10 protein-coding genes are annotated in these 10743 nt (G+C 72.6%); 6 read left to right on the top strand and 4 right to left on the bottom strand.

What is annotated here, in order from left to right:
* Positions 1–2: 2 nt before the first annotated feature.
* Positions 3–1418 carry a sugar transferase gene (locus IT780_RS31645; protein ID WP_199515494.1) on the bottom strand — a complete coding sequence of 472 codons (1416 nt, stop codon included), beginning with the start codon at positions 1416–1418 and terminating at the stop codon, positions 3–5.
* A gap of 414 nt (positions 1419–1832) precedes the next feature.
* Between IT780_RS31645 and IT780_RS31640 the strand changes: the two genes are divergently transcribed.
* From IT780_RS31640 to IT780_RS31630, 3 genes are all read left to right on the top strand, one after another.
* Entirely contained in the window at positions 1833–3749 is a 1917-nt protein-coding gene (locus tag IT780_RS31640) for a pectate lyase-like domain-containing protein (protein WP_372443839.1), read from the top strand.
* A gap of 100 nt (positions 3750–3849) precedes the next feature.
* Positions 3850–4830: a sulfotransferase family protein gene (locus IT780_RS31635; RefSeq protein ID WP_199515493.1), complete on the top strand. Its 981-nt coding sequence runs from the start codon at positions 3850–3852 to the stop codon at positions 4828–4830.
* A gap of 19 nt (positions 4831–4849) precedes the next feature.
* On the top strand, positions 4850–5395 hold the full coding sequence (locus IT780_RS31630; RefSeq protein ID WP_199515492.1) for a HEAT repeat domain-containing protein: 546 nt from the start codon (positions 4850–4852) through the stop codon (positions 5393–5395).
* Here IT780_RS31630 and IT780_RS31625 read toward each other — a convergent pair.
* Positions 5382–6263, bottom strand: a complete 882-nt coding sequence (locus tag IT780_RS31625; RefSeq protein WP_199515491.1) for a helix-turn-helix domain-containing protein — start codon at positions 6261–6263, stop codon at positions 5382–5384. The genes IT780_RS31630 and IT780_RS31625 overlap by 14 nt on opposite strands.
* 33 nt (positions 6264–6296) lie before the next feature.
* A complete protein-coding gene (locus IT780_RS31620; protein WP_199515490.1) occupies positions 6297–7139 on the bottom strand; it encodes a S41 family peptidase in 843 nt (280 codons plus the stop codon).
* Between the two features lie 93 nt (positions 7140–7232).
* On the opposite strand from IT780_RS31620, the gene IT780_RS31615 reads away from it, so the two are divergent.
* From IT780_RS31615 to IT780_RS31605, 3 genes are all read left to right on the top strand, one after another.
* A complete protein-coding gene (locus IT780_RS31615; protein WP_199515489.1) occupies positions 7233–7916 on the top strand; it encodes a YdcF family protein in 684 nt (227 codons plus the stop codon).
* A 35-nt stretch (positions 7917–7951) separates the two neighbouring features.
* The gene (locus tag IT780_RS31610) at positions 7952–8629 is read left to right on the top strand and encodes a glycosyltransferase family 2 protein (RefSeq protein ID WP_199515488.1); all 678 of its coding nucleotides are present in this window, start codon (positions 7952–7954) and stop codon (positions 8627–8629) included.
* 114 nt (positions 8630–8743) lie between these two features.
* Complete coding sequence (locus IT780_RS31605) at positions 8744–9778, top strand: hypothetical protein (RefSeq protein ID WP_199515487.1); 1035 nt, start codon at positions 8744–8746, stop codon at positions 9776–9778.
* A 58-nt stretch (positions 9779–9836) separates the two neighbouring features.
* Here IT780_RS31605 and IT780_RS31600 read toward each other — a convergent pair whose 3' ends face one another.
* Positions 9837–10712 carry a hypothetical protein gene (locus IT780_RS31600; RefSeq protein ID WP_199515486.1) on the bottom strand — a complete coding sequence of 292 codons (876 nt, stop codon included), beginning with the start codon at positions 10710–10712 and terminating at the stop codon, positions 9837–9839.
* Between the last annotated feature and the right edge of the window lie 31 nt (positions 10713–10743).

Below are 10743 nucleotides of genomic sequence, written 5' to 3'. Positions count from 1 at the left end.
CGTCAGACCCGGTGGATGCTGAGCATGGCGCCGACCGTCCGGAGAATGATCTTCAGGTCGAGGCCGAGCGACCAGTGCTCGATGTAGTGGTTGTCGAAGCGGGTCCGCTCCTCGATGGACGTGTCGCCGCGCAGGCCGTTGATCTGCGCCCAGCCGGTGATGCCGGCGGGGACCCGGTGCCGGTCGAGGTAGCCCGCGTACGTGCGCTGGAACTGCTCGACGAAGTACGGCCGCTCCGGCCGCGGCCCGACCAGCGACATGGTGCCCCGCAGCACGTTGACCAGCTGGGGCAGCTCGTCCAGCGAGCTGAACCGCAGCAGCCTGCCGACCGGGCCCAGCCGGGCGTCGGTGTTGATGTTCCACGTGACCTGCGACTCGAGGTCGGTCGACGGGGTCAGCGAGCGGAACTTCACGATGGTGAACGGCTCGCCGTCGCGGCCGATGCGCTCCTGGCGGAACAGCACCCCGTGCCGGCCGGACTCGATCTTCACGGCCAGGGCGCAGAGCAGGAACACCGGCGCGAGCAGCACCAGGGCGACGGCCGCGCCGCAGATGTCGAGGAGCCGCTTGAGCGCCCAGCGGCGCATCTGCACGGGCTCGGGGCGCAGCCGGGCCAGCGGGATGCCGCGGACGGAGTCCGTACCGCCGCAGCCGACCGCCAGCTCGAACAGCCGCGGCACGACATGCACGGTGACGCCGTGGCGGCGGCAGCGGCGCAGCGCGGCGACCAGGTCGGCGTCGGGGGTCGCGGGGAACGCCACGATCAGGTGCAGCGGCTTGTAGCGCAGGACGGCCTTCTCCAGGTCGTCGGCCCCGGCGAGGATCGGCAGGGTGGGCTGGGTCAGGGTGCGCGGGCCGACGAAGCCGACCGGGGCGATGCCGTACGAGCGGTCCGCGCGCAGCGCCTCGGCGAGCTGGACGGCCAGGTCGCCGCTGCCCACGACGATCGCCGCCCGGCCGGGGGAGCGGCGGCGGTGCCGGCGCAGCAGCCGGTATCCGGCCACGCGCCCGGCGAGCAGCGCGGCGAGCACAACGCCCAGGACATCCGGGGGCGGCAGCACCGGCCAGGGCAGCCAGACGGTGCCGGCCGCGGTGACCGCCAGCGCGATGACGAGGCGCGGAAGGTCGTCGAGGACGGCGAACTGCAGGCGGGCGCGGTACAACCCGGCGGCGGCCAGGGGCAGCGGCACAGCGGCGGCGCGGATCAGCGTCAGGGCCCACCAGGAGCCGGCGGCGGCCGACACCGTGGCGACCGCGGTGACGTCCAGGACGAGCAGGACGACGGCCTCGCCGAACCCGGCGCGGGTGGCGCGCATCGGACGGGCCGGTACGGGCCGGCGCGGTGCGGGGCGAGCGAGGAGGTCGGCCGGCCGCCCGGTGGCGCGGCCGGGCCGGATGGCGGTGGCGAGCTGGAACACGGGTCTCCCTGCCAGAGCTGGTCAGCTGCACCGGGTGTGTGCCGGTGCCGGCAACGGATGGGCGTTCGCAGAAAAGCGTGACAGTGTGAGAGGGGGCCATTACAGTCGCAAATGTCATGAGGAACGTGAGCAAGCTTCACGTGCGATATGACATCGTGCCCGTCCATTTCCGACGGTCATTTCCGCGACGATTTCCCGCCGTTTCCCCGGCCGCCCCCGACTTTGATCAACAGCTGGACGATCTCGGCGGATTGTCCGTTCGGGCGGTACCGGTTCCGGAACCGGGGCGACTTGTCCCGATGCCGCCCGAATGCGGCGGGCAGAGAGCGCTTCCCGCCCTTGACATCCGGCCGCATCTATCGCTTTCTGTGACCTGGTTCATTGCAGCCCTGTTACGGAAAGGACCACCAGAGCATGACGACTCGCCTCGCCGGCGCTGGACGTCTGGCCGACCGCCGGCTGGTACGCCGACGTCTCGGCCGCATGTTCACCCTCGGTCTGGCCCTGGCGACCGCCGGTTCCCTGACCGGCGTCCCCACGGCCGCTACCGCCGCGCCGGCCCGGTACGGCAGCACCGTGCCGAACCTCGGGGCCAACGTCACCGTTTTCGACCCCGGCATGCCGGTGGAGCAGATCCAGGCCACCCTGGACGCGACCCACGCCAAGCAGGTCGACAACGAGATGGGCACCGAGCGCTACGCGTACCTGTTCAAGCCCGGCACCTACGGCACGGCGGAGAAGCCGCTGCAGATCAAGGTGGGTTACTACACCGAGATCTCCGGCCTCGGCGCCTCGCCGAAGGACGTGGTCATCAACGGCAAGGTGGAGGTCTACAACCGCTGCCTCGCCGACGGTGGCACGAGCAACTGCCTCGCGCTGGTCAACTTCTGGCGCACCCTGTCCAACCTGACGATCAACGTCAACGCCGCCGGCCAGGACGGCTGCCGCAGCACGGCCAACTTCTGGGCCGTGTCGCAGGCCGTGTCGCTGCGCCGGCTCAACGTCAACGGCGGCACCTTCTCGCTGATGGACTACTGCACCGCCGGTCCGCAGTACGCCAGCGGCGGCTTCATCGCCGACTCCACCATGGGCGAGGTCGTCAACGGCTCGCAGCAGCAGTGGATCACCCGTAACAGCACCGTGCAGAAGTGGTCCAACGGTGTCTGGAACCAGGTGTTCTCCGGCGTCGAGGGCGCGCCCGACGACTCGGCGTTCCCGGACCCGCCATACACGACGGTCGAGAAGACTCCGGTCAGCCGGGAGAAGCCGTACCTGTTCGTGGACGCGAAGGGCAAGTACAACGTCCGCGTGCCGTCGGCGCACCGCAACACCAGCGGCGCCTCGTGGGACGAGGACATCACGGCGGGCCGTACGCTGCCGATCAGCGACTTCTTCGTCGCCAAGCCGTCCACCCCGGTCGGCCTGATCAACGCCGCCCTGGCGCTGGGCAAGAACCTGCTGCTCACCCCGGGTGTCTACAACGTCGGCAGCAGCATCAAGGTCTGGCACCCCAACCAGGTGGTGCTCGGCATCGGCCACGCCACGCTCACCGCGGTCAACGGCGCGACGCCGCTGACCGTGGCCGACGTGCCCGGCGTGGTGGTCGCGGGCGTCACGATCGACGCCGGCACCAAGGAATCGAAGACGCTGCTGCGCGTCGGTGACGGCCACGGGCTGAACATCAGCTCGCCCAGCAACCCCACCACGCTGTCCGACGTGTACTTCCGCGTCGGCGGCCCGCACATCGGCAAGACCGACACCGCGCTCGAGGTCAACAGCGACAACGTGCTCATCGACCACACCTGGGTGTGGCGCGCGGACCACGGCGTCGAGGGCTTCACCGAGGGCGTGAACGGCGACACCCAGCGCTGGCGCACCAACACCGGTCGCTACGGCGCCGTCATCAACGGCGACAACGTGACCGCGACGGGCCTGTTCGTCGAGCACTTCCAGAAGTACAACACCGTCTGGAACGGCGACAAGGGCACGACGATCCTGTACCAGAACGAGCTCCCGTACGACCCGCCGACGCAGGCCGACTGGATGAACGGTCCGGTCAAGGGCTACGCGGGCTACAAGGTCGGCAACAAGGTGCGCACCCACACCCTGTACGGCGCGGGCGTGTACGTCTTCAACCAGAACAACCCGTCCATCGAGACCGAGAACGGCTTCGAGGTCCCGAACCGCCCGGGCGTCAAGCTGCACCACATCATGACGGTGAACCTGAGCGCGGGCACCATCAACCACGTCGTGAACGGCGTGGGTCCCGCGGCGGACACCAGCAAGATCGGCCAGCCGGTCTTCCTGGCGGAGTACCCGGCCGTCCCGTGACGGCCAGCGGGCCGGAGCTTCGGCTCCGGCCCGCTTCTTCACTTTGCCGATCGACATCCGTAAGTTACCTCCGGTGAGCTGATGCCCACCGGAGGTGATCATGACCGCGGCCCGCCCCGTGTTCGTCGTCGGCTGCCCCCGCTCCGGCACGACGATGCTGCAGCTCATGCTGCACGCCCACCGCCGCCTCGCCGTCCCGCCGGAGACCCGCTTCGTGCTCGAGGCGTACCGCCGGCGCCGCGCCTTCGGCGACCTGGCCGACGTCACCGGCCGCGACCGGCTCGCCCGCTGGATCGTCGGCCGCGAGCAGACCCGCTTCGCCGACCTGGGCCTGGACGCCGAGGACACGATCCGGCGGATCACCACGGGACCCGGCACGCTCGGCGCGGCCTTCGCCACCGTCTTCCAGGCGTACGCCGACCGCTTCGGCAAAGCCCGCTGGGGCGACAAACGCCCGGCGTACCTGCAGAACCTCGACGTGATCCTGCGCCTGTTCCCGGACGCGCAGATCATCAACGTGATCCGCGACGGCCGCGCCTGCGTCGCCTCCCTCAAGGAGATGACCTGGCACAGGGAGGACGTCCCCGGCACGGTCGCGGCCTGGGCCCGAGCGGTCGACGAGGCCCACCGCGCGGCCCGCCGCCTCCCGGCGAACCAATGGCACTCGCTGCGCTACGAGGACCTGGTCGCCGACCCCCACCGCGAACTCACGGGGATCTGCGCCTTCCTCGGCGAGGACTACGACCCGGCCATGACCCGCCCGTCGGCGGTCGCGGACGTGGCGGTCCCGGCCTTCAAGACCTGGCACGAACACACCCACGAACCGGTCACCACGCGGCGCGTTGAGAGCTGGCGCCGCCGGCTGACGGCGGAGGAGATCGCCCTCTGCGAGACGGCGCTGGCCAGCCGCCTCCGCGCCTGCGGCTACGACCTGACCGGCACCGGCCGCACCCCCCGGACCGCGATGATCAGGTACGGCCTGAGCACCACCCGCCACCGCCTCGCCCCGGCCAAACGCCTCGCCGAACGAACAGCCCTCAGCCTCCGCCCCGAGCCGCCGGTAGCGTACGTCCCGGCGTAGCGGTGGCAGGGGAAGGACGATGACACACAACACCACAGAGAACACCGACCGGCGCTGCGCCGCGCTGGTAGCACTGGTCAAGCTCATCGGCGCCCAGGCCTCACCGGCGCTGGCACAGTGCACAGACGACGAATGCGCGACCGTGCGGAGGTACGCGATTCACGGTCTGGCGGTGGCGGGCGACGACCGTGCCTGGGATCGGGTCCTCGACCTCCTCGTGGCAGACCTCCGCGAGCAGAACCCCAACCCGCCGTACGGGATGGCGTGGGGAACCTTGTCGCTGCAGTCGACAGTGCTGGCGGCCACGTGCTACCTGGGACGTCACCTCGGCGTGCCGGGACGACGGGAGCGCGTCACGGCCCTGATCCGGGAACACTGGTCCAGGCTGTACACGTCGGAACACCGGTGGTTCCACGAGTTCTGGCCCGAGTGCGCTCCAGCAGGGCCGTCCACACGCCCACCCGGTCCCGACGGAGTCGTACTCGCAAGATGGGCTGCGAACCCCCTTTTCACGGAGACGGCCGACCCGTTCCTGTCGCCCTGCAATCCGGTCATCGAGGACTGAGCCGCAGCGCCTCGGCCAGCCAGGTGAGGTCCGGCATGCGCGACGGTCGCGGCTCATGGCCGCGTACCGCGCGCAGCAGCTGCCGGAATCGTTCGGCGTTCGCGGCGAGCCCCGCCTCCAGGCAGCGCAGCACCTCCGCCCGGTCCGCGCCCGGGAAGAGCTCATCCAGCACCTCGCTCGCCTCCCGGCTGCCCGGGGTCACGCCGCGGTCGCGGGCCTGGGCGACGACCTCCACGACATGTCCCGCGAACCAGATGCCGGCGCCGGCCGGGCGGCCCGGGACGACGGTCTCCATCATCGTGCGCATGCGGGCTCGGAACTCCGGGTCCTGGATCAGCTCCGCGAGGTCGAGCCAGGCGTCGACCTGGTCCGCGGTCGGGTCGTCCGGAAGCTCGATCGGCGCGCGGCGCAGGCGTTCGGCGATGCCGGGGCGGGCGTCCAGGCCGTCGGCCACCTCGCGCATGAAGTCCTCGATGATTCTGGCGCGGTCGGCGACCGGGAGCCGGGCGAGGCGGTTGAGCAGGGCCGTCTCCTCGGTGGACGAACCCCTGCGCGCGACCGTCGACAGGACGGCCCGGTTCAGTCTCAGCGCCCTGATCTGCGCGTCGAGGGCGAGCACGTGCCGGGCGGCGACATCCGCGACCGTGGTCTCGTCGGCGAGGACCGCGGCGACGTCGTCCAGGCCGAGGCCGAGTTCGCGGAGCGTACGGACCAGGTCGAGGCGGGCGGCGGCCTCGGGACCGTACAGGCGGTAGCCGCCCTCCGACCGGCCGGACGGGGGCAGGAGGCCGGCGTCCGACCAGAAGCGGATGGTGCGTACGGGCACGTCGGCGCGGTCCGCGAGCTGCCCGATGGTGAGATCGTCCATGGGGGAAGTGTCGGGCTTCCACCGGGTGGACACTCAAGCGTTTTCCAGCGCCTCCGCGGCGGGGCAGGCGATGTCCGGGATGACGCCTGTGCCCTCCCAGTTCGTGCCGGTGCGGGCGTCGCGGACCTCCGCCTCCGGCAGGAGGCACAGCACCTCCGGCGTCAGCCACACCGGCGTCACGTGGTCGGCCGCTCCGCGCGTCGGCTCGCCGACCACGACCGCGCGGCCGCGGGCCTGCAGGTGGTAGGCGAGGGCCTCGGCCGACGAGTACGTGTGCCCGCTGACCAGGACCGCCAGCGGCTGGGTGAGTGCCGTGCCGGCGGGCAGGTCCGGGGTCCACCACTGCCGGACCCGGTCGCGGTAGGTGACGTCGGACAGGTGGGTGGCGTCGTCGCCCAGGAGCCGGCCGGCCACCGCGGCGACCGTGGCCGGGTCGCCGCCCCCGTTGCGCCGCAGGTCCAGGACCAGCCTCGACGCGCCCCGGGCCAGCGTGAACGCCGCGTCGACGTACGGCGCGGCGAGGCCGAGCGGCTCGAGGGCGTCGAGCTGCAGGACGAAGCGGTCGTCGTCGCGGCGTACCTGGGTCACGCCCGCCGCCTGCGCCTGTACCCGGAGCGGGTCCGGCGGTGGCCACCCACCGGCCTCGTCGGCCGCCGCGGCCTCGCGCCCGGCGTGGAAGTGCAGCTCCAGGTGGCGGGCGTGCCGCTGGGCGAGGGCCTGCACGGCCCGGCAGCCGGCGTCGTCGACCGGTGCCACGGCGCCGGTGAAGGCGGTCTCCAGGTCGGTGGCGAGCCGGTCGAGCCGGCTGCCGGCCGGCATCTGCCGGCGTAACCGGTCGGCCAGCCGGGCGGCGAGCTCGTGGACGGTGACGGACATGGTCGAAACCCTAGGCCGGTCCGGCGCCGGGTGGGTCTGCCCTCAGCAGAAGCCGGGGGTACGGTCGGAGCTCAGCGAGACGATAGGAAGGTCATGACCGCGCCGACCGCCACCGCCCTGCTCGTCTTCGGGCGGGGCGTCACCCGCACCGCCGGCGGGTGGACGCTCACGCCCGGAGGCGCAGCACGGGTGCGGGCCGCCGCCGGATACGTCGAGCGGCACCGCGGCGCGTGGCCGCGGGCCGTGCCGGTGGTCCTGAGCGGGGGCTGGGCCGAGGCGTGCGAGGGCGCGCCGGAGCCGCCCGCGGGCAGCCGCGAGGGTGACCTCATGCTGGCCGAGGCCCGGTCGCTGGGCCTCGACCGGTGGGCGGAGCTGCGCACCGAGACGAGGTCGCGCAGCACGCTGGAGAACCTGCTGCACACGGTCGAGGACGGGCTGCTCAGCGGGTACGCGTTCGACGCCGCACGGCCGCTGGGGCTGGTGTCGCACCCCTGGCACCTGCCCCGGATCCGGTACCTGGCCGGGAAGGTCCTGGGGCTGCCGGGCAGCGCGCTGCTCGACGTACCCGTGACCGGCGGAGCCGCCGACCCGGCCGGAGCCGAACGCCTCGCGCGCGCCGCCGTCCGGATCTTCCTGGCCGGCGCCCGGGACGCGGCGGCGTTGCGCCGGCGGGAGCGGCACATGGTCGCGTGGCTGCGCCGGACCGACCGGCTGCGGCGCCGACCCCCCGATGAGGTGACGAGCGTGACGCGTCCGGAGATCGGTAGCCGGGTATAGGACCCGCAATCCGTTTCCCCGACGATTGGGCCCCCATGGTTGTTCTGCTGCCGGTCTACCAACCGGGAGAGTCCCTGCTCACCCTCGTCGACGGGCTCGGCCCGGCCCGCATCGTCGTGGTGGACGACGGCAGCGACCCCGCTTCGGCGTCCGTGCTGGAGCGGGCCGCCGAGCGGGGCTGCACCCTGCTGCGGCACCCGGTGAACCGGGGCAAGGGCGCCGCGCTCAAGACCGGCTTCCGGCACATCGCGGAGGCGTACCCGGGCGAGGACGTGGTGTGCGCCGACGCCGACGGGCAGCACCGGGCCGACGAGGTCCGCCGGGCCGCCGAACGGGTCCGCGAGACCGGGCGGATGGTGCTGGGCGTCCGCAGCTTCGCCGGGATGCCGCTGCGCAGCCGGGTCGGCAACACCCTCACCTGCCGGCTGTTCGAGGCGGTCACCGGCCGGCTCGTCCGCGACACCCAGACGGGGCTGCGCGGGTACCCGGGGGCGATGCTGGGCTGGCTCGCCTCGGTGCCGGGGGAGCGTTTCGAGTACGAGATGAACGTGCTGCTGGACGCGGCGCGCCTGGGCATCCCGATCGACGAGGTGACGATCGCGACGACGTACCTGGACGACAACGCGTCCTCGCACTTCGCCGTGGTGGCCGACGCGACCCGGATCTACTGGCCGATGCTGCGCTTCGCCGCCTCGCGCGCGGGCAGACGCTGATCAGCACTGGTCCTGAAGTGGCAGGACCAAGGTCCCGAGATGCCGCTGAACCCTCGATCGACGCTTCGTCAGGCCGTAGGAATGACGAGGAACCGATCAAGGAGTGAGTGAGACATGCGGACCACGATCATGCGAGCCGGCGCCGTGCTGGGTGCTGCCGCCGCCACCCTGCTGGCGGCCGCGACGCCGGCCTCCGCGCACGAGAAGTGGTTCGTGCCCGACCCGGACGGCTACCCGGGCGACTGGTCGTTCGCGCTGCGGCCCGTCACGTTCGCGCTGATCGTCGCCGTCGTGCTGGTCACCGTGGCCTGGCGGTACGCGACCCTGCGCTTCCTGCCCACCCCGGAGCTGCCGCAGCTCGGGTTCGTCGGGCGGCTGGTGCCGTACGTGCCCCGCCTGCTCGCCATCCACCTGGGTGTCTCGCTGCTCGCGGCGGCCGTCTCCGGCCACTTCCTCACCCACGACCTGGAGGTCGAGCACCTCGCGGGCGGCTCGGCGATCCTGCTCCTCGAGGGCGCGCTGGGCGTCTGGTTCATCACCGGCATCCGGCTGCGCCCGGCGGCCGTGCTGCTCGCCGTGGCCGGCCCGCTGGCCCTGCTCGTCACCGGCCCGGTCGGCCTGCTGTCGGCCATGGACCTGCTCGGCGTCGCCGTGTTCCTCGCGTTCGTCCCGCCGTCGGACGCGACCTTCGGCCGGGTCGAGCCGGACGCCGTCACACTGCGCAAGGCCCTGCTCGCCCTGCGCCTGGGAGCCGGCGGCGCACTGATCACCCTCGCGTTCGCCGAGAAGCTGGCCAACCCCGCGCTGGCCCGCGAGACGGTCGAGATGTTCCCGCAGCTCGACGTGTTCGCGCTGGTCGGCATCCACCTGCCGGCCGACACCTTCGTCGCGATCGCCGGCGCCACCGAGCTGCTGTTCGGCCTCCTCGTGATCTCCGGCGCGCTGCCGCAGGTGGCGGTGCTGGTCGCGGGCATCCCGTTCAACGCGACGCTGCTGCTCTTCGGCGGCACCGAGCTGCTCGGCCACCTGCCCGTGTACGGCGTGTTCCTGACGCTGCTGGCGTACGGCTCGAACCGGCAGACGGCCGAGCTGGTCCGCTGGCTGCCGCCGGTGCGCTGGGTGCTGCGCCGGCCCGCGCCGGCCGCCTGACCGGCCCGTAAACCCCTGGGCCCGGCGCTCCCAGCGCCGGGCCCGCTTTTGTGCGTGGTCAGGGCCGGGCGGGCGATCGACCGTACGCGGCCAGCGTGCGCACCGCCCCCACGGTCACCATGCCCCGCCACTCCAGCCGCGCGGCGGTGCTCGGCGGATCCCAACTGATCGGCCAGCCGCCGTCGTCCTGCTGATCGGCGACCAGCTTGTCGAGATGACCCCCGAGCTGCTCGTCGGTGAACAGGGTCCGCCAGCGGGAGCCGGGCTCCGGGGCGATCTGCAGCGGCGTCATGCCGTACCCGGGGGTGCCGGGCTCGAGGTGGAACATCGCCGTCTTGCGGAGCAGCTCGCCGACCCGGTCGGCGTGCCGGTCGGCCCGGTCGCGGTCCGGCACGTGCTCGAGGAACACCAGCACCTCGGACAGCGCGTGCGCGTCGTCGGGCAGCGTGCCGGCGTCCAGCTCGGCCCAGACGTACGCCGTCGCCGCGTCCCGCCACGGGTGGTCGAACCCGAGCCGGTACAGCAGCCCGGCCAGCCCCGCGGTGGGGTTGACCCCGGGCTCGTACGTCCATTCCGTCAGGTGCCCGGCCCGCGGATACCGCTCGATGACCGGCGCGGCAAGCGACACGGCGCCCCGCTCGTCGGCCACTCCGGCGAGGAAGTCACAGGCCGGGCCGATGAGGCCGGCGGTGTCCGGGTCGGCCGCGGTCACGCCCGCGTCGGCGAGCGTGCGGAAGGCGATCTCCACGTCGAGCGGCAGGCTGTCCGGGGCGCGTTTGTCCGGTTCGAGGCCGTACCCGAAGCCGCCGTCGCCGTTGCGGTACGCCCGCAGCGCCGCCACCACGCCGTCCGGCGGCGCGCCGAGCACGCAGGTCTCGTAGAGGCGGCGTTCCAGCACGCGCGCCTCGGCCATGATGAATCGTTCAGCGCTCATGGGAGGAACCCTAGGAGCGCCGCCGGCCCGC

Source organism: Nucisporomicrobium flavum, assembly GCF_016464385.1.
GTDB classification, from domain to species: Bacteria; Actinomycetota; Actinomycetes; order Mycobacteriales; family Micromonosporaceae; genus Actinoplanes; species Actinoplanes flavus_A.
Note: the sequence above shows the minus strand (reverse complement) of the source record. Positions and strands in the feature narration are given on the sequence as shown.

Excerpts from the sequence above, each read along its gene's own strand:
- IT780_RS31640 (WP_372443839.1), top strand. The coding sequence starts at position 1,833 with ATGACGACTCGCCTCGCCGGCGCTGGACGTCTGGCCGACCGCCGGCTG.
- IT780_RS31635 (WP_199515493.1), top strand. The coding sequence starts at position 3,850 with ATGACCGCGGCCCGCCCCGTGTTCGTCGTCGGCTGCCCCCGCTCCGGC.
- IT780_RS31630 (WP_199515492.1), top strand. The coding sequence starts at position 4,850 with ATGACACACAACACCACAGAGAACACCGACCGGCGCTGCGCCGCGCTG.
- IT780_RS31625 (WP_199515491.1), bottom strand. The coding sequence starts at position 6,263 with ATGGACGATCTCACCATCGGGCAGCTCGCGGACCGCGCCGACGTGCCC.
- IT780_RS31620 (WP_199515490.1), bottom strand. The coding sequence starts at position 7,139 with ATGTCCGTCACCGTCCACGAGCTCGCCGCCCGGCTGGCCGACCGGTTA.
- IT780_RS31615 (WP_199515489.1), top strand. The coding sequence starts at position 7,233 with ATGACCGCGCCGACCGCCACCGCCCTGCTCGTCTTCGGGCGGGGCGTC.
- IT780_RS31610 (WP_199515488.1), top strand. The coding sequence starts at position 7,952 with ATGGTTGTTCTGCTGCCGGTCTACCAACCGGGAGAGTCCCTGCTCACC.
- IT780_RS31605 (WP_199515487.1), top strand. The coding sequence starts at position 8,744 with ATGCGGACCACGATCATGCGAGCCGGCGCCGTGCTGGGTGCTGCCGCC.
- IT780_RS31600 (WP_199515486.1), bottom strand. The coding sequence starts at position 10,712 with ATGAGCGCTGAACGATTCATCATGGCCGAGGCGCGCGTGCTGGAACGC.